Origin of the sequence: Gardnerella vaginalis, assembly GCF_001563665.1 — a bacterium.
GTDB classification, from domain to species: Bacteria; Actinomycetota; Actinomycetes; order Actinomycetales; family Bifidobacteriaceae; genus Bifidobacterium; species Bifidobacterium vaginale_A.
Window position 1 is genome coordinate 174,740 of record NZ_KQ961857.1, and the last position, 20,116, is coordinate 194,855.

The window sequence follows — 20,116 nt, forward strand, 5'->3', positions numbered from 1 at the left end:
AGATACAGCGTTTGAACTATCGGAGGAATCGGAAGAGCTGGACGATTTAGAAGAGTCGGAAGAATTAGAAGACGAAGTTGAAGAAGTGGACGAATCAGTAGAATCAGACGAACGAGAAGAATTGGATGAAGAAGACGAGCTAGACGCACTAGTTTTAGAATCGTTTGCTTTAGATACAACAGTTTCACTAGCAATAGCAGTGCTTGGAGCAATGCACATCGGAAGCCACATCGCAACCGAAATCACACAAATAAGAATAGTTTTAGCTATACTTTGGGCACGCGCACTTATAAAGGCGAAAGCATCTCGCGTAATCGTCCTAATGCTGCTCATTACTTCACTTAACTTAAACATTCTCATAATTCTTAAATGCGCTCCAACGCACAACCAACCCATACGCGCAAAGCAACGCGTACTTATTAAAATTCATTAAAGTTTTGCTTAAAGTTTCACTAAAAGAATTGCTAAAAGCTTCGCTGACAAAATTACTGACAGTTTCACTAATAAAAGCTTTGCTAACAGAATCACTAAAAGATTCGTAAAAAACTTATAGTAATACACTTAAAACTACTTATTTAGTGAGCGACAACGAAAATTATTCACTTTTAGTAAATTTCTTCAACTTACTAACAGCCAGTAACCTTCAACTAGTAACTAACTAGCAACTAACTAGCAACAGTCATCAGCTAACAACTAAAAACCAGCCAGTAATCAGTGTGCAACAACAATTCTGTTCAGCGCGAGCAGAAAGCAGCCTAATTGCGTTATGCAAAGTAAAACTGTGTTGTTTCTGCAAGCGAAGCGTTTTGCAAAATGGCAAAGCTTCGCCCACAACAAGCAAGACTTATGTAAGAAAACAGCAAAACTTGTTATACAGCAAACAAAACTTGACTGAAACTAACTAAAAATCAGGCAAAACTGACTATTGCGCAGGCAAAGCACTAAAGCAAAGCACTAAAGCAAATCATAGTTTTTCTAGCTTGATTTCAAGAACAGTATAAGCGTTTATATAAGTGTTATTGCTCACTTCGCTAGTACACAAACTTGACTCGCATTTTAATTCAGAGTCGAATTTTTTTAAAGCCAAGTTTGTGTATTTACGCGAAATCAAGTGTGGTAGTTAAAGATTATTCAACTACCACATCGAATGTGAACTACTTAAGCATTCTGCTCTTTGCGGCGCTTCAACACGATGTAGAAGAATGTGCCGCCCAAGCCAACGATGCCGCAAACAGTCAAAATCAACAATCCGCGAGCACCAGTCATTGGCAATGCTGCAAGGATCTTGTCCAATGCAGTTGCCTGATCGTTGCCAATAGTTTTAGAATTAGCATCAGCAACAGGTTTGTCAGCAGTTACATTGGTCTTAGTTTCTTCCTCAACGTTATAGCAATGAGGAGCTGGATCCTTCTTGAAACCTGCAGGAGCATCAGTTTCAACTAAGCAGTACTTCCTGCTTGTAGTCTTATCGTTGCCAATAAACAAATCAACAGTTGCAGTTCCGTCATCACCGGTTTCAATTGTCAACTGATCATTGCCAGTGACACCAGTCTTAACTGGAGTAGTGTATTGAGTCAAAGTTGCTGAATCTTTTATACTAGTTAATTCAATAGATTGGTCTTTCACAGAATAGATAGCGAACTTAGCACCCTTTAATTTCTTATCGGTGTTCTTACCGTCTGCGTCTATTGCAACCTTGGTAATCTTCAAAGTAGCAAAGTGAGAAGATCCGTGAGGATTATTATCGCACTTATGTGAATCATCTTCAGTTGGAACGCATGGGGTATTTTCGTCACCATCACCAATCTTGCTGTCGTCAATCCAGCCGGTAATAAAGTTAGTGAAGTTCTTTGTTCCCTTAGTAACACTAGTGTTTAAAGTGACTTTCAACGTGTACGTGTAATCGTCAATCTTAGTAATCTTAGCAAGACCGTCTGCAGTAAGGTTAAAGGTAACTTTGCCATTATCGTTCTTAGCTTCATAATATCCTTGTTGAGTAGCCGTTTTAGGACTCAACGGTATAGGTGTAGAAGTAGGCGTTTGATTTTCAGCAGCCTTCTTTTGAACTTTAACAAGATTTACGCCAGTTACGCTTGAATACTTCAAGCCTGCTGGAAGAGAATCAACGAAACCAATCTTCTTATACGCTTTACCTTCAGAAGGAGCTGACAGAGGAATAGAAATATTCCATGGAATCACAGTGTTGCCCTTTTCGTCAACGTAGTACTTGTTTGGATCCGATGCAGTCTTAGTAGGAGTTTCTTTGTTTACATCGTTCTTTGGGAACACGTGAACGTTATATAGCCATTCCCATGAGTCTTTAGTCTTGTGAGACAATGGAGTAGTTACGAAGAATGGATCAGTCTTAACAGTAACAGTTACAGGCTTCCAATCATGTTTGTTTGCTTCAGTAGCAAAATCCTTTTGAGCGTTTGCTGTGCTAGTTTCTTCAACGTAGTAAAGCGATTCATCAAGATCTTTGAACTCGACTACACCTTTTTCATTAGTTTCTTGAGCTTTACCAACTTGAGTCTTAGTGAATTTAGCATGTTCCCCTGTGAAGAAGCTTGATGTGTCGCCCTGAAGGTTCTTAAGATCCTCAATCCTCTTCCAACCTTCTGGCGTAGATAAATCAATCTTATTATCATCTTCAGTTTTGCCGGCAGTAAGAGTTACTTTGTAAAGCGTAAATTGAACGCCTTTAAGTGGCTTGTTACCCTCTCCGTTCAAAGCATCGGTCATATCAGTTCCGTTAGGCTTAAAACCAGTTTTAGTTATTGAAGGACCTTCATACTTGTGGATAGTAATAGAAGTAGTTTTCTTTTGGATGTTTGCAGTATTTGCACCTGCATCAGCTACAGTGCCTGTATTTTCATTTCCAGCGTATGCAATTGATCCTGCAATGCAAAATGTTCCTAATGTGCAAACTGTAGCTAACACAGCTGCAGCGCGCTTTAACGGGATTGTTGTTAAACGCATGTTCCCTCTCTTTTACGCACAAATTTCATGTGAAATTTGTTTATCTTTTAAAATTCAAATAGTCATAATTACAAAGTAATTAGAGTAAGCGCAAACAATGTATAAACTGTTCGTATTTACAGTATGACTACCTGCTATAGGTCAAACGCACACTTTTGACCTTTAACACACTAACTAGCCTACTAAAAAGATGGACAAATTTAAACTAAAAATCATAAACAAATGCTTACTAATACTAACAAATGAATACCCCCCCCCACAGTTTTGTTAGTAATATCAACGTTTTTAAATAATAAAATCGTAAAAAATAATAAAACCAAATAACAAATGGAGTGTCGCATCGCCTTGCTTTTTCATTTAAAGCGTAGCATGAAAAAGCAAATCGATGCGAAAGCGATTGCTCAAAGTGGAAAGCACAGTGCGCTTTCCACGCAATCGCGCACCGGATTACGTTTAGCGTAATCCGTACAACACTAAACAACAAAGGTAAGCTTAATGCGAGGAAGCTTGGCTATAACTGTTCAAAGCTAGTATAGCGTTGCAGCTTTTATAAGAGATTTCGTATACGCATGCTTAGGATTGTTCAACACTTCATTGACTCTTCCAGACTCAACTACTTTACCTTCGTTAAGAACAATAACTCGTGTTGCTAAATATTGAATCATTCCTAAATCGTGGCTCACAAAAATACACGTCATGTTTTTATTCTCGCAGCGAACTTTTGTAAAAACATCTAATATTCGCATTCGTTCTGCAACGTCAATAGCACTCATCGGCTCATCTGCAACTAGAATACGCGGATTAGATATTAGCGCTCTAGCAATAGCAACGCACTGAGCTTGACCACCTGAAAGCTCGAAAGGATACTTTTTAGCGAAAATTAGCGGATCTAATCCTACTGTTTTTAATGCAAGCTTAACTTTTGAGTGTATTGAAGTTGAATCAATATGTAATTGTTTTTTCCAAATTTCTAACGGTTCTGCAACGCTTTCTTGAACAGTCCACTTAGGATCTAAAGACGCAAAAGGATGTTGAAATACTAGAGATGATTCTTTTCGAAGCTTGGACACACTATTTTTTATGCTTTCGCAATCATACGTAATACTTCCAGATGATGTTTCTTGCAATCCTAGTAATGCTTTAATAAGCGTAGTTTTGCCGCTTCCAGATCCTCCGATAATAGCTAAAGATTCACCAGAGTTAAGCTCTAAATCAACTCCGCTTAAAACTTCACTACAATTTTTGCTTTTCCCAAATTTAACATGAATATTTTTTGCACAAATAAGAGAGCATTTAGCAGAATTACTTTCAGCAGGACTACTTTCAGCAGAATTTTTAACAGAGCTACACTCAGTAGCACGAGTATCATTAGCCACTATACTTCCAGCAGCACCACCAACAACACCTCTACACCAAACACCACCGCCGACTCCAGCACCGCTTAAACTCAACTTTCTAGCAGCATACACTAATTGCTTAGTAGACTTAACGCTTGGATTTTCAAGCAAATCTTTAACTTTCGCGCTATCAACCACACGAGAAGAATCAAGCACATAGCAACGATTAACAGCATGCGAAAGCACAGAAAAATCATGAGTCACGAAAAGCATAGACGCGCCCATATCGTCCACAAGCGAAGTGAGAATATTCAAAACATCGCGTTGAGTTACACAATCAAGTGCAGTAGTTGGCTCATCTGCCAAAATTAGACGCGGATAAGTAATTAAAGCTGTTGCAATACCCACTCTCTGCTGCTGTCCACCTGAAAGCTCATACGTGCGTTTAGAAGCTAATTTGCTTGATAATCCAACTTTCTGAAGCATTGAAATAACGCGATCGTGAACATCATGCGAATCCAAATTATAGTGCATTAAAAGAGGTAAAGAAACTTGTTGTTCAACGCTTAGCAAAGGATTAAGTGCGCGATTAGCTTGCTGAAAAACTACTCCAACGTATTTTCCACGCATAAGCGCCAAATCCTCATCTTTAGCACCAACTACTTGCTTAGTTCCAACAATTAAAGAACCTGAAATTTCAGCATTTTTAGGCAATAATCCTGTGATTGCGCGAAGAAGCATAGACTTTCCTGAACCAGTTGATCCAACTAATCCAACGCGCTCGCCATCTTTTACTTCAAGAGTTACATTATCTAATAATCGAACGCCATTTAAATCAACACTAAGATTTTTAATATCAACGCTCATTTTGATCCTTTAAAGATAAATCATTATTATGCAAAGATTTTTGTGATTCAGGAGTCAAAGCCTCGCGCAAAGAATCACCTAAAAGATTTAAAGCAACAACTACTAGAGTAACTATCAATCCAGGCCACAAAACAGCTAGAGGATTCACATGAATAAGAGTTAGAGAAGTTGCAAGAACACGCCCCCAACTTGCAACACCAGATGGAACTCCAACACCAAGATACGTTAATCCACTTTCAGCTAAAATCACAGTTCCTGCAGAAAGAGAGATCTGAACTAAACAAACAGGCATAATATTAGGCAAAACATGACGTAAAATCACACGATTTCTAGAAGAACCTTTAGAAATTGCGAAAGAAACATAATCAGATTGCAAAACAAGTTGCGCACTTGGAAGCACAATACGAGCAAGATTAAAACCATAACCAATACCACATGCAAGTATGATCACAATAACAGTTGTTCCTAACGGCACAGCTAACATAAGCGCGATTAACACAGTTGGTATTGAAATTAGCGCATCAACGATTATTAGTGAAACTCCTTGAATTAAATGCGATTTTGCAATCATTAATAAAAGTAATGAAAATCCAACTAACGTAGAAACACATATTGTGCAAATTACTATTAGAAGTTCAGTTCTAGAGCCTGCCATAAGATGGCTGAGAATATCTGCACCTGCCCCATCCGTGCCTAGCCAATGCGAAAAAGACGGCTTGTTCCATACACTAAATCCGTTTGTTTCTAGTAAAGAATATGGAGTCCAGAATATAGAAATTAGCGCTATTAACACCCATGAGCTTAAAACTATGCAAACAAATTTTCCGCAACTTGAGCGCCAAATCGCATTAAAAAGCTTAAACATTATTATTCGCTCACTTTCTGATTATTAGCAAATCTAGAATCAAGCAAACGATGAGATATATCAATTGCAAACCCAATAATTAAGAAAAATGATGCAAGCATAAACAGCTCACTTTGAACTAAAATCAAATCTCGCAATCCAACATCGCGAACCAAACCCATACCCATCCCCGGTAAAGAGAACAGGTTTTCAATAACCATCACACCCATAACCATGTGTGCGAAAGTCAAACCAATAACAGAAACTAGCTGTGGCATAGCAAGCCTTAAAGCAACTTTCCAAATAACCTGTTTTCTAGTCATTCCACAAGCCATAGCTTGAGATGAAACTTCACTTTGCATAATATCTGTAAGAATTGCAGCTGTATATCGCATAAAACTAGATCCAACTATAATTCCAACTGTTAGAGCAGGCAAAATTAAAGAAAGGAAGCAGGAAGGAAAATCTTGCCAACCATCTGTAGGAAAACCTTGAGTAGGCAAAATACCAATAATTCCAATACCCTTACCAAGTAAAAGAATAATTAACATTCCACCCCATAAAGCAGGTACACAGCCAGCAGTCAACGCAACAAAACGAGCAAAAGATTGAGCTAATCTACCTATCCGTATAACTTGCCAGCAGCCCATCGGTATGCCAATTACAAGCGCAATAATAAGACCTAATAAAATCAAAGGGAAAGTAATTGCTGCTCTAGACGCAATCATACTAGTAACAGATTTACCTGTAAGCATTGATACACCAAAATCACCACGCAAAACACTAGTAAGCCAGCTAATGTATTGAACCCATAACGGCTTATCTAATCCAAGTTCTGCTCGCAATTGTTCAACTTTTCCTGAAGGCGCATTTAAGCCAGCCATAACTTGAGCTACATCGCCTGGAAGCACACGCAATGCAAAAAATATTGCTATAGATAGGAAAAACAGAGCAACTATAAAAAGTAGAATTCGCACAAATATCATACGCAACATGAATATACCCCTATAGCAAGCAAATAAACATCTTGACCATCTTTTTGACCATCTTTACGCTAAACAAATTTGCTAGCGCGCTCAAAATCATGAATGAACGCGCTAACAAACTCGTTATTCGCTACTCGCCAGCAGATGCGTTTGCAACAGAAAACACACCAGCAAATTCGCGGAAAATTCGCGGAAAATTCGCCGTCAAACTCAAACAAGACGCAAATTATACAATGGCAAAACCTCTTGATTCATATCAAAAGGCATACCTTCAAGATTCTTCACTTTCGCAGTCGTCACGCGATAATTAAACAGCCAATCTGCAGGAGCATCTTCGCTAACAATACGCGCAGCTTTTGCAAGCAAATTGTACGACTCTTTAGAATCCGTACTAAGCATTGCTTTAGCATACAAATCTTGAACTAGCTTATTATCATAGCCGTAGTAGTAAGTAGGATCAGCCCACTGACCAAAATCATGGCTTTCATTATGATCCACCATAGACAAATCGTATTGCTTATTCTTATACACGTCTTGTAACCAAGTAGTAAACTCAACAACATTAACCTTAAGATTTATTCCAACAGGCTTTAATTGCGAGCGCAACTGATCGCCTATTTGCGTTCCATAAATATTCGGATATGTGAGAGTTAGAGAAAGAGGATTTGATTCGTCAAAACCAGCTTCCTTCATTAAAGATTTTGCACGCTTAACGTCATGAGTATAAAGTTTCGTCAAATCTTCATAACCTGGGTCAAGACGAGGAATAGGACCAGCAAGAGGTAAATCGTCACCTCCACGAGATGCGATAATTTGCTTGTGATCTATTGCATAACGAATTGCGCGCCGAATGCGCTTATCTTTCGTATACTTTCCTTTCATATTCATAGCAAGAACGAACTTATCTGTACCGTCCCCCGAGCGAACGTCATACTTTTTAGAATCATCTTTAAAAGGCTTAGAAAGCTGTGCTGAAATAGGAGCTAAAGCTTGTACAGCATCAGAAGATAAAGCGTCAATTGCAGCATTATCGTCTACAAAATATCTTAAAACTATTTTCTTAGTTTTAGCATGATTTACACCGTTATAACGAGGATTTGCTTCTAAAACTACGCGATCGTTTGGCATAAATTTTTCAACTAAATACGGACCCGATCCAATAGCTTGAGTTTTCGGATCATACTTTGCGAGTTTATCGAAAACTAATCCAGCACGACCACATAAAGCCCATAAAAGCTTTGAATTAGGCTCTTTAAGCTTGATTTCAAACGTGTAATCGTCTTTTGCTTTCGCTGACTCAACTTTTCCAACCATGTTTGATCCGCGATACTTTTTAGACACAAGCTCATTAAAAGACCACTGCGCATCTTTTGCAGTTAGCTTGTGACCATTAGAAAACATAGCGCCTTTACGAATGTTGAAAGTGTAAGTTAAGCCATCTTTACTAACATTCCAACTTTTAGCTAAAGATGCAGAAACTTGATTCTTAGAATTTCTAGCTACTAATCCTTCATAAACATTGCCAATAAGAAGCTGATCTAGAGATGAGCCAGATTGATTTCTAATATCAAGATTTGTAGGAGCTAGCTTAAGACCAATCGACACTGTTTTTGTAGAAATTACTCCATTAGCGTTGTTATTACGAGAATTATTGTTAGTTGTGAACGTTGCAAAAATAGAACTCACAATCACAATAGTTACAAGAGCTAATGTGAAAGTCCAGCCTTTTGCTAGTTTACGTTTCGAATGCATCTTTGATGATTTTTCTTTCATTCTCAAAGATTCATCGGTACTAGAATCGCTGTAGTTTTCCGATTGTAAATCTGATTTAGGCGATTTGAAATCAGAAAATACTTCGGTCGCGTCATTTTCAATGTGCGCGCCTTCTTCGTGCTTTTCGTCACACATACCATAAACCTTTCTAAATGGCATACTTATTTAATTATTTCCAACTATTTTTAGTTATTTTTAGTTATCTCTATCTTTAGTTATTTCTAACTATCTTTAGTTATTTCTAACTATTTTTTAACTATCTTTAGTTATCTCTTCTTACTTTTTAGTTATCTTTTTATTTTTAATTATCTTAATTTGCTCGCTGCTTAGCAGATACGCAATAAATCACCAATAATCAAAAAGCAAAGCTGAAGCTTTTCTAATCATGAAGCCAAGCCAAAATTGGTATTTTAGCGCATTTGTTTAAGTCAACGGCTTTATTAAATCGTAGACCATTAGCATGTCATGATTGTTATTGGCGAGTCCAAATAGAAATACAGAAGAAATATACATAAACTTAAATCCGCATATTTTTTAACGTAGAAAAATTCGTAGTGTACATAAAGTTGTAGTATTAACAAGGGTATATCCTACGAATGTGCTTAAATGCCAACATAGCGTAAACTTTTAAACGCATTATATGCACGCATCTAGCATGCAAGTTTCATGAAGCCAGCGCGTGTAAAAGATTCGTAAAAAGAAAGTCTAAAGCGAGGAATAATGTCTGAAAACTTGAATACTACAGTAACTGTGAACGAATCCTCAGATCCGCAAAATCGCAATTGCGAAGACCGCACTGCGTTGAATCGCCAACTAGCGCAAATGCTTAAAGGCGGCGTGATTATGGACGTAACAACTCCAGAACAAGCAAGAATTGCTGAAGATTCTGGAGCTTGCGCAGTTATGGCGTTAGAGCGTATTCCTGCAGATATTCGAGCAGCAGGCGGAGTTTCACGCATGAGCGATCCTGCTATGATTCATGGAATTCAAGACGCAGTGTCTATTCCTGTTATGGCAAAATGCAGAATCGGACACTTTGTTGAAGCTCAAGTTCTTGAAGCAATTGAAATTGATTACATTGACGAAAGTGAAGTACTTAGCCCAGCAGACGATGTTTATCATATTAACAAGCGTGATTTTGCAGTACCTTTCGTTTGCGGAGCTAAAGATTTAGGCGAAGCTTTGCGCCGAATTAACGAAGGTGCTTCTATGATTCGCACTAAAGGTGAACCAGGCACAGGAGACGTAATTCAAGCAGTACGACATATGCGTATGATGAATTCAGCTATTCGCAAGCTCACAAGCATGCGTGAAGATGAACTTTTCGAAGAAGCGAAGACTTTGCGCGTTCCATTTGAATTAGTTAAATACGTTGCTCAAAACGGAAAGTTACCTGTAGTAAACTTCGCTGCAGGTGGAGTTGCTACCCCTGCAGATGCTGCTTTGATGATGCAACTTGGAGCTGAAGGAGTGTTCGTTGGATCTGGAATATTTAAGTCTGGAGATCCAGCAAAGCGAGCTGCAGCAATCGTAAAATCCGTTACTAACTACAAAGATGCTAAGATGATTGCGAAACTTTCCGAGAATTTGGGCGAAGCTATGGTCGGTATTAACGAACAGGAAATCAAGATTTTAATGGCTGAAAGAGGCGAATGATTTTGACAAACTCCCCTATTAACACATCTAATAATGCTCGCACTGTAGCAATTTTGGCAGTTCAAGGCGCTTTTCTTGAACACAGATTGATGTTAGAAAAACTGGGAGCGCATGTTATTGAACTTCGTCAAGAACGCGATTTAGAACAAGATTTTGACTCACTTGTTTTACCAGGCGGAGAAAGCACTGTGCAATCAAAGCTTCTTCTAGAACAAAACATGCTTGAACCTTTGAAAAATCGCATTGCTAACGGCATGCCAGTTCTTGGAACTTGTGCAGGACTGATATTGCTTGCTAAAAGCGTACAAGGCGATTCAAAAGGCAATAAAATAACCGGATTCAACACTTTAGACGTTACAGTTAAGCGCAATGCTTATGGACGTCAACTTGGAAGTTTTCATTGCGAATCTGATTTTGGAAGCGATAAAACTTCGATAAACATTGGCAAAGTACCTATGACTTTTATTCGCGCGCCTTATATTGCAGAAGTCGGCGATGACGTTGAGGTTCTTGCAAGTGTTGATAATCATATTGTTGCAGCTCGTCAAGGAAACCAAATCGGAACATCATTCCACCCAGAGCTTGATACAGATACGAGAATTCACCAGATTTTCTTAGATCTGTAAGCGCTCCGAGTTGCTCAGCGTTGAAAGCACAGTGTGCTTTCAACGCAAGCGAGGTCTGCCTTCTTCTCAATTGACGAAAGCAGGGCAGATTTGTGTGGGAATTCATTGGGAATTCGGTTATTATTACGATGCGCTACGACCTGCCTGAGCACTGCGATATAGCGTGCACTGAAGAGCTTGAAATACGTTATACAACTCCAGGCTCACTAATGCGCTTAGGCAGGTCTTCAGCGCACCATAGCTAACACACTTTTTAACACAGACGTCAAAAAGTCATCAAAATCTATAAGTTTTTGAAATAGAATTCAAAAACTTTCCAAAATCCAGAAGTTTTTAACGTGAGATTCAAAAACTTTGAATTTTATGTAAGTTGCACAAAAACATACACATGCAGCAAACGTAATGCGATTGTAATACGATGTAAAACGCTTATTGTGCATTGTAAAACTTTGCAATACATTGTAGAATGAATAACAAATGAATTGAGTATTTACTGAAATGTTAAATACTCATACTAATACTGAACTCTAAATACTGAACACTGAACAATACAAACAATTGCGAGTTTTTATAAACTCTAATAAAAACTAGTAAAACTAATAAAATAAGGAAGCATATTATGGCAATCAGCGCAACTGCAACAACAGCAACAACTGCAACAACCGCAACAACAACAAGGAAATCAAACGCTAAAGCGAAAACAGCAAGCATCAACGTGCGCGTCACAAAGGATGTTAAAGCGCAAGCAGAAGAATTATTCGACAGCTTCGGCATAACTCTTAGCGAAGCAATCAACATGTTCTTACACAAATCGCTTATGGTAGAAGGACTCCCCTTCGACTTAAAACAGCCAAAATACAATAAAGAAACAATCGCCGCGTTTAAGGAAGCAGAAGATATTCTATCTGGGAAAATTCCAGCAAAACGCTATAACTCAGTATCCGAGATGATGGATGACGTTTTTAAGGAAGACTAATTATGCTTACTTTAACATACACTTCGCAGTTTAAAAAAGACATGAAGCGAATCAGAAAACGCGAATACGACACGCATCTTGTTGATATATTACTTGAGAAGTTGCGCAACGAAGAGATTCTTGACGAAACGTACCAAGATCATCCTCTTAAAGGAAAATATTTAGGATTCCGCGAATGCAATGTAAAATCAGACTGGCTATTGATTTACATAATTAAGGAAAACGAGCTTGTTTTAACAGCTTCTCGCACAGGAACGCACTCTGACTTGTTCAACGAGTAGCGCTCCGATTTAGCGCTGTTTAGTGCGCTTGCCGAAGGTTACCAAAGCAGTGGTGAGCAAAGACTCGACCCATCCATGACGAGCAAACGCACCGGAAACAGCGAATATTGAGAACAGCCCGATAGACAAGAACGTAAACATAACAGCCGACTGACCTCCAGTATGCGGCAAAGGCACCGGCTTAACAAAGGTTTCCAAATAGTACGTTGTAGTAAAGAATATCAAAGGCGACTTTGGATTACTAACAGGCACAGCATCATCACTATCGCCAAGTTCTCTCCATTCACAACCGCTTTTAGCTTGCTTCTTAAACAAGATTTTATAAGCATTGCCCTGTTCGCCAGCATCTCCTTCGATTCCTTCGATTTCTTTGCTTCCTTCATCACCGTCATCTGTTACAGATCGCGATTCTATTGCGGATTGCAATTCCTTTACACGCGATTTCAACTTTGCACTACGCGAATCAGAATCGTGTTCTTCACCTTCTCCAGTACTTTCACTTTCATCAGGATTTTCATCAGGATTTTCACCTTCACCTTCACCACCAGGTTCCTCGCCACCAGTAACTTCGCCCGATTGAGAATCTATAGCACTTCTAAACTTTGAAGCGAAACTATTTTTTACAATTCTGTACGCATAATCCTGCGATTTTTCATCCTGTTTCTTCTCTAAATTACTCGAATTATACAGTGCAGGAACATAGTACGTATAAGTAGTTCCACTCAAATCTCTATTGCAATCACATGTCATATTGTCATTTTTTATATCGCCAGGCTCCATTAGTTTGGCTTTAACAGGAATGTAGTATGTAATCTTTTTAAGATCATCATCGTTTGAAATTGTATCTAAAATCGTAACATTATTAGTTACGACTATATTATTGCTGTGACCCTTCTCATCGATGGAGAATATGTCACCACTAGCAAAATGTTTTGCTATAGGATCATCATCAGGATTATTCTCAAAACCACTAGACTTCAAGTTATTCGCAATCAGTGTGCCTTTAAAACCATCAAACATACTATCAACAGAAAAGTAATGTTTGCTCTCATCATCAGGGTCAGCATTAACCAAAGGTGTACTCGACTTTGTAAAAGTCTTATTGCTGAAATCTAATACAAGACTGTCGCCGCTTCCGGCTCCTGCATTGGAAAACATCAAACTAAGATTCGTAACTTTTGAAATATCCCACTTGCTCAAATCCGCAGAACCAGTAAGAGATTTGCAATCCGCAAACATGCTAGACATGTCCTTAACATTGCTAACATTCCAACCACTCAATGCACTTATATCAGTCAAATTATCAGTACCTTCAGCAAGGCTGTGGCTGAACATTTCACACATATTCGTAACATTGCCAACATTCCAATCTTTTAGACCTGAAAGATTACTTAATCCAATACACCCCTCGAACATGTCATGCATATCAGTAACATTGTCAACCTTCCATTTTGCTAAATCTGAAAGGCTACTTAAGCTCTTACAACCGCTGAACAGACTATTCATATCCGTAACATTGTCAACCTTCCAGTCTTTCAAATCACTAATGTTCGCCAGCAATTCACAACCACTAAACAGGCTAGACATGTTCGTAACATTGCCAACTTTTGTTGCCCAATTACTCAACTTCTCTGCACTAGTAAGCTTTTTACAATCCGCAAACATGCCAGACATGTTCGTAACATTGCCAACATTCCAGTCTTTTAAATCTGAAAGGCTACTTAAGCTCTTACAACCGTTGAACATGTTATGCATATCCGTTACATTGTCAACATTCCAGTCTTTCAAATCACTAATACTATTCAACAATTCACAACCACTGAACATGCCAGACATGTTCGTAACATTGCCAACCTTTGCTGCCCAATTACTCAATGCACTTATATTAGTCAATCCAGTTTTAGTGTCAGAGTCGGAATCAGCGCAACCGTTGAACATACTATTCATATCCGTAACATTGCCAACATTCCAGTTTTCTAGACCAGAAAGATTACTTAAGCCCTTACAACCGTTGAACATGTCATGCATGTCAGTAACATTGTCAACCTTCCAGTTTGCTAGATCTGAAAGGCTACTTAAGCCCTTACAACCTTTAAACATGCCATCCATTTTCGTAACATTGCCAACATTCCAATCTTTTATATATGAAAGACTCGTTAAGCCACTACAACCGTTGAACATATCATGCATATTCTTAACATTGTCAACCTTCCAATCTTTCAAAGGCTCAATGCTACTAATATTGTTGCATCCATAGAACATTCTAAACGTGCTAGTTAATCTGCTTGTGCTGCTCTTACCTTTTGTATTCCAACTAGCTAATCCATTGATATTGTTAAGATTAAAGCAATTTGCAAACATGTCATCCATTGCCGTAACGTTACTGACATTCCAATCTTCTATGCCAACAGTATTTTGAATCTGTGTCTCCGCAAACATTGCCCTCATGCCTGTAACTTTACTTACATCCCACTTTTGAAACGCATTCAAATTTTTACCAATATTCATACAGTATCTGAACATGCTGTTCATTGACTCGACTTTTTTAGTTTTCCAGTTTCCCAAACCAGTAAAATCTTCTAGACTGCCACAACCCTCGAACATGCTATCCATATTCGTAACGTTACTAACATTCCAGTCTTTCAAAGGTTCAAGCGAAGTAATATTCATCAAACCTGCATATCCGGCTAGATTAAAACTATCACGTTTATCTTCGTCCGCAATAACAGCCGAGAACATGCTCTTCATGTTCGTAACCTTGCTCACATCCCAATCTTTCAAACCGTCAATATCATTTAAATTCGTGCACCCCTCGAACATGCCCTCCATATTCGTAACTTTGCTCACATCCCAATCACTCAAAAAACTAAGATTAGTTAATGAGGAATCCTTAAAAAGATAGGACATGTCTGTAACATAACTTATATCAAACTTTTCGATATTATCAATGTTACTAATATTTTTCCCTGAAAAAAGACCTACATAATTCTTCCCGTCCAATTTTGACAAACGCCCGTACGCATACATTTTGCCACCGTAAAAACTAAGCGAGCTATCTGTAGGAGCAAGTTTTTTTATTTCATTTATAATTGCATCAAACTCATCACTGTGTTGATCAGCACTAACAGCACATTTGTTTGCTCCGGATGGAGGTTCGATTGCAAGAGTCCCAATTGTTCCATCTGAATTAGTTGCCCAGGCAGTAGCCACGCAAGCAGGAAGTGCTTTAACTTGCTCTAGGGTTAATTTCTCACTATCACCGGAGGCGCGATTTTGACCCTTAGTTTTTTTAGCGTCTTTGCTATCTTTTTTAGAAGCTTTGTCAGCATTTTTGTCAGATTTACCAGATTTTACAGCATCTTTACTGACATCTTTATTGGCATCTTTGCCAGAACCTTTACCAGCAATTTTCCCGGCATCCTTGCCAGCATTGCTGTTATCTACAGACCCCCCCCCATTAGATTCTTCACCAGCTACCCCATTAGCTGCACTGTTACCTTCTTTTTTATTCCCATCTTTATAATTCTTATCCCCTTTATCCACTTCCTTAACAGTTTCCCCTTTAACTCCCCCTTCACCTGACTTATTTTGACCTCTATTATTCTCAGCAACAGCAGATAATACAGCAGCAAACAATGGATTTTTCGTTACGTTTGCATAAGCAAGCCCCTGCAACACAGTTACGCTTAAAATAATAGAAATTACACACGAAACGGCGCCGATTGCCGAAAGAATACGATGCTTCTTACTCCTCTTCATCAAACTACCTCTCAAATGTAAACAAATCCGCTACCGGCGTATAAACATGGCACAAAACGCATCTGTCAAGAAAGTTCACCGGCGAACACAATCTTTACACACTCTTCTTGTATTATACACTCACAAACATAAATCTGCATAGCGAAATTTATTCATGCAGCAATAAACATAGAAAACCAGACGCAGAAAATTTGAAAAAACATAGCGAATTAAACGTAGAGAACTAAACGAGAAAATTAAACCTAGAGAATTAAACATAACAATCGCATCTCCATTGATGCGTTTGTTACAAAAATAGAATAAAAAATATACAAAACTGGGGCTGAAATCCACTATAGACTTTCGAATTTCACTATAAACTTGAAACTCAAGCTATGTAAACTCGATATATTCGATTTCACAAGCTAATCAAACAAGCTAAGAAATCTAAAAATCTACGCGAATTTCAACCCCAGTCTAGTAACTTAACTTACTTGCGATGAGCGCGATAGAAACGAATCAAGCTTTGAGTAGAAGCATCCTGAGCTGCCAAAGCTTCATCATCCTTAGAAATTGCAGGAGTAATTTGCTTTGCAAGCTGCTTACCAAGCTCAACTCCCCACTGATCATAGGAATCCAAGCCCCACACAGTGCCTTCAACGAAAGTAATATGCTCATAGAGAGCAATCAACTCGCCCAAGCTAAATGGAGTCAAAGCCTCACCGAAGATAGAAGTTGTTGGACGATTGCCGCTAAATACGCGAGCTGGAACAATCTCTTCTGGAGTTCCTTCAGCGCGAACTTCATCTGCAGTCTTACCGAAAGCAAGAGCCTTAGTCTGTGCAAGATAGTTGCCCAAGAATAGCTCATGTACGTCTTGATCGCCATCTTTAGTAGGATTTGGCGTATTCACGAAAGCAATGAAATCAGCTGGAATAAGCTGAGTGCCCTGGTGAATCAACTGGTAGAAAGCGTGCTGACCGTTAGTTCCTGGCTCACCCCAGAAGATTTCACCTGTTTCACTTGTTACAGGAGTTCCATCCCAACGAACCGACTTACCATTAGATTCCATTGTGAGCTGCTGCAAATAAGCAGGGAAACGATGCAAGTACTGATCATATGGAAGCACAGCGTGAGAAGCAACCTTATAGAAGTTGCGATACCACACGTTGAGCATACCAAGAAGAACTACAACATTCTTCTCGAATGGGGTCTCAACGAAGTAAGTGTCGATTGCATGGAAGCCATGCAAGAACTCCTCAAAGCGCTCAGGTCCAAGAACAACAGCCAAAGAAGTACCAACAGCGGAATCCACAGAGTAACGACCGCCAACCCAGCTCCAGAAACCGAAAGCGTTGGTTGGGTTAATTCCGAACTCTTCAACCTTCTCTAAGTTTGTGGAAACAGCTACGAAGTGCTTAGCAACAGCATCAGCCTTTTGAGCGTCACTTCCATCAATAGCACCAGACTCTTGAAGCTTGTTAAGCAACCATGTACGAGCAGTGCGAGCGTTAGTCAAAGTTTCCAAAGTAGTGAAAGTCTTAGAAACAATAATGAAAAGCGTAGTTTCTGGATCCAAATCCTTAGTCTTTTCTGCCATATCGTTTGGATCAATGTTAGAAACATAGCGAGCGCTAATACCAGCATCTGCGTATGGCTTCAAAGCTTCGTAAACCATCACTGGACCTAAATCAGATCCACCGATACCAATGTTTACAACAGTCTTAATGTTCTTACCGGTAACGCCTTTCCAAGCGCCAGAACGAACTTCATTAGCAAAATCGTAAATACGCCCTAATACTTCACGCACATCTGCAACAGTATCTTGACCGTCTACAATGAACTTACCTGAATCCTCAGCAGGACGGCGCAAAGCAGTGTGTAATACAGCGCGATCTTCAGTATTGTTAATATGCACACCTGTATACATAGCCTTTGTGCGCTCATCAAGCTTTACAGCTTTTGCAAGATCAGCAAAAAGCCTAAGAGTTTCAGGCTTGATTAAATTCTTAGAAAGATCGAAGTGAAGATCTCCAGCTTCGAAGCTCAACTTATCCACGCGATTTGCATCCTCTGCAAACCACTTCTTCAGGCAGACGCCTTCTGACTGCAACTCGTCGTAATGCTTCTTTAATGCAGCCCATTCTGGGGTTTTTACGGCGTCAACTGGCGGATTGATGGCCATTTCAAGGTCCTTTCATATTTGATGAAGTGACGTGATGCTCGGTTTTATTCAACAGTTGAATAAGACGACTTCGCGCATTTCGCACATAACTCGACCGCCTACATCACTATCTTCCACCTCACAAGATACTCACAAAAGCGGACAGAGTTACACAAAATTCACACGCCACGCCAAGTAGACAAACTTTAAAAAATACAGTAAACTGTTTGATTCGTGCGCGAGTCGCGAATGCTTCTCGGGCAACTTGCCACTTTAGCTCAGTCGGTAGAGCGTCTCCCTCGTAATGAGAAGGTCGACAGTTCGATTCTGTCAAGTGGCTCTCAAATCCACTCGAGCATGTAAACAATTATTACATTCCTTGATTGGATTTATGCGCGAGTGGCGAAATGGTAGACGCGCAGGATTTAGGTTCCTGTGTCTTATGACGTGTGGGTTCAAGTCCCATCCCGCGCACTTTTTGATTTTAGAAATTGAACTCAAACTTTTTGAATTTATTTAACGCTAAAAACTTTCTTACTTCGCAAAAACTTTCTTACTTCGCAAAAACTTTCTTCTTTCGAAAGAGTTCTTACTTCGTCAAAACTTATTCAACTTCGTAAAAACTTATTCAACGCTGAAAAACTTCTAACCACAATCAAAACTTCTAACCACAATCAAAGAATTTTCTTGATGTAAAATTAAATTGCAAATAATCTAAAAACATGGTTGGAGGACGCATCTTAAATTCAAGTGCACAAGAATTGGGGGCTTGTGCACAACACTCTCATACTCGCACACACGAACGCACACACGAACGCGAACATTCCCTCACGCATGAGCACTCTCACATTTGCACACGCTACAGTGCAAACTCTCACACAAGCACAACAACAAGCATAAACGCGCACGCAAGCGCAAACGCGCACGAAAAACACACTCCCTCACACTCTAAAAAACACCTAATTTGCACAAGTTTCAACGAGTATTCGCTATGCAATCGCACACATCAATGGTTTTGCGCAAACTGGTATTCTTTCTGGAAAGCTATAGAAACTTTGCTTTTCCCACGAGGTTGTGCAGGATGCAATAAGCCAGATGAAATTTTATGCAAAAATTGTTTAAATTTAATGAATCACGTGTACTCAAAAGATTTACCTGGAAGTGAATATAAAAAGTTATACGCTTGCAGTTTATACGAAGGACCAATTCGCACAGCCATACTTTCATGGAAAGATCACAACGATATTGAATGTGATACTCCATTTTCTAAAGTAATATCTTCTTTAACTTATACAGTGATTGCAAATCACAAACAGAAAGAAAACACTAAATACACAACTATAAGTGGAAATATTTCGCATTGTATTGATAGAAAATCAAATAAAACACTTCAAAATAACGACTCAGAAATCATTATCATTCCAATGCCATCTTCTAAAAAATCATTACACAATCGCGGAAGAAAACACATAATACCACTAGCAAAAGCAATAGAATCAACTCTTAACTGTCACAAAATAAAATCAAGAGTATGCTGTGCAATCCGCATGAATAAAAGCGTTAGTAATAAATCTGTTCAAACATCTGGAATTAAAGGACGGCTTGCGCGTAGTGCCAACGCTTTTATAGTTACAAAAAACTTAGTTGAAAATCGAAAAGTAATAATAGTTGACGATATAGTTACTACAGGATCTACTATGAGCAATTGCACAAATGCTTTAAAAAAATCAGGAGCAACAGTTATAGCAGGATTTGCATTGGCAATTACTACTTCAAAAATCCATTAGATTTTATAAGCTTCACTCTAATCATATCTAAACTGTGTTTGCAAAACGCATATAAGCTCATTTAATATTTTTCGCAATTCAAGCTTTTAAAATATAAATTTT

Annotated in this window: 13 protein-coding genes and 2 tRNA genes; 7 read left to right on the forward strand and 8 right to left on the reverse strand. The window is 38.8% G+C overall.

Going from position 1 to position 20,116, the window contains the following annotated elements; all coding sequences use genetic code 11:
• The 6 genes from HMPREF3230_RS06515 to HMPREF3230_RS02695 form a co-directional block, all read right to left on the reverse strand.
• Positions 1-360 (reverse strand): hypothetical protein (locus tag HMPREF3230_RS06515; RefSeq protein WP_196489635.1); only part of this gene is annotated, 360 nt, incomplete at its 3' end.
• Positions 361-1,158: 798 nt separating this feature from the next.
• Positions 1,159-2,979, reverse strand: coding sequence for a SpaH/EbpB family LPXTG-anchored major pilin (locus HMPREF3230_RS02675; protein ID WP_075523422.1), 1,821 nt, complete (start codon positions 2,977-2,979; stop codon positions 1,159-1,161).
• Positions 2,980-3,506: 527 nt separating this feature from the next.
• Positions 3,507-5,183, reverse strand: coding sequence for an ABC transporter ATP-binding protein (locus HMPREF3230_RS02680; RefSeq protein WP_075523423.1), 1,677 nt, complete (start codon positions 5,181-5,183; stop codon positions 3,507-3,509).
• Positions 5,173-6,048 carry an ABC transporter permease gene (locus HMPREF3230_RS02685; RefSeq protein ID WP_075523424.1) on the reverse strand — a complete coding sequence of 292 codons (876 nt, stop codon included), beginning with the start codon at positions 6,046-6,048 and terminating at the stop codon, positions 5,173-5,175. Before HMPREF3230_RS02685 ends, HMPREF3230_RS02680 begins: the two co-directional genes overlap by 11 nt.
• A 2-nt stretch (positions 6,049-6,050) precedes the next feature.
• Positions 6,051-7,022 carry an ABC transporter permease gene (locus tag HMPREF3230_RS02690; RefSeq protein ID WP_075523425.1) on the reverse strand — a complete coding sequence of 324 codons (972 nt, stop codon included), beginning with the start codon at positions 7,020-7,022 and terminating at the stop codon, positions 6,051-6,053.
• Positions 7,023-7,223: 201 nt separating this feature from the next.
• Complete coding sequence (locus HMPREF3230_RS02695) at positions 7,224-8,921, reverse strand: ABC transporter substrate-binding protein (protein ID WP_075523426.1); 1,698 nt, start codon at positions 8,919-8,921, stop codon at positions 7,224-7,226.
• 585 nt (positions 8,922-9,506) lie between these two features.
• On the opposite strand from HMPREF3230_RS02695, the gene pdxS reads away from it, so the two are divergent.
• The 4 genes from pdxS to HMPREF3230_RS02715 all read left to right on the forward strand — a co-directional run bounded on the left by pdxS (position 9,507) and on the right by HMPREF3230_RS02715 (position 12,325).
• On the forward strand, positions 9,507-10,442 hold the full coding sequence (pdxS, locus tag HMPREF3230_RS02700; protein WP_082266243.1) for a pyridoxal 5'-phosphate synthase lyase subunit PdxS: 936 nt from the start codon (positions 9,507-9,509) through the stop codon (positions 10,440-10,442).
• Entirely contained in the window at positions 10,439-11,068 is a 630-nt protein-coding gene (pdxT, locus tag HMPREF3230_RS02705; RefSeq protein ID WP_075523427.1) for a pyridoxal 5'-phosphate synthase glutaminase subunit PdxT, read from the forward strand. Before pdxS ends, pdxT begins: the two co-directional genes overlap by 4 nt.
• A gap of 619 nt (positions 11,069-11,687) precedes the next feature.
• Positions 11,688-12,044, forward strand: a complete 357-nt coding sequence (locus HMPREF3230_RS02710; RefSeq protein ID WP_082266244.1) for a type II toxin-antitoxin system RelB/DinJ family antitoxin — start codon at positions 11,688-11,690, stop codon at positions 12,042-12,044.
• Between the two features lie 2 nt (positions 12,045-12,046).
• On the forward strand, positions 12,047-12,325 hold the full coding sequence (locus HMPREF3230_RS02715; RefSeq protein WP_075523428.1) for a type II toxin-antitoxin system YafQ family toxin: 279 nt from the start codon (positions 12,047-12,049) through the stop codon (positions 12,323-12,325).
• Positions 12,326-12,334: 9 nt separating this feature from the next.
• Here the strand turns inward: HMPREF3230_RS02715 and HMPREF3230_RS02720 are convergent, their stop codons facing one another.
• The gene (locus tag HMPREF3230_RS02720) at positions 12,335-16,084 is read right to left on the reverse strand and encodes a BspA family leucine-rich repeat surface protein (RefSeq protein WP_082266245.1); all 3,750 of its coding nucleotides are present in this window, start codon (positions 16,082-16,084) and stop codon (positions 12,335-12,337) included.
• Between the two features lie 469 nt (positions 16,085-16,553).
• Positions 16,554-18,248, reverse strand: coding sequence for a glucose-6-phosphate isomerase (gene pgi, locus HMPREF3230_RS02725; protein ID WP_075523429.1), 1,695 nt, complete (start codon positions 18,246-18,248; stop codon positions 16,554-16,556).
• A 246-nt stretch (positions 18,249-18,494) separates the two neighbouring features.
• Here pgi and HMPREF3230_RS02730 point away from each other — a divergent pair.
• The 3 genes from HMPREF3230_RS02730 to HMPREF3230_RS06520 all read left to right on the forward strand — a co-directional run bounded on the left by HMPREF3230_RS02730 (position 18,495) and on the right by HMPREF3230_RS06520 (position 20,014).
• A tRNA-Thr gene (locus tag HMPREF3230_RS02730) sits at positions 18,495-18,567 on the forward strand.
• 53 nt (positions 18,568-18,620) lie between these two features.
• Positions 18,621-18,701 (forward strand) — tRNA-Leu (locus tag HMPREF3230_RS02735).
• Between the two features lie 653 nt (positions 18,702-19,354).
• Positions 19,355-20,014 (forward strand): ComF family protein, encoded by a 660-nt coding sequence (locus HMPREF3230_RS06520; RefSeq protein WP_158245135.1) that lies wholly within the window; start codon positions 19,355-19,357, stop codon positions 20,012-20,014.
• Positions 20,015-20,116 lie beyond the last annotated feature (102 nt).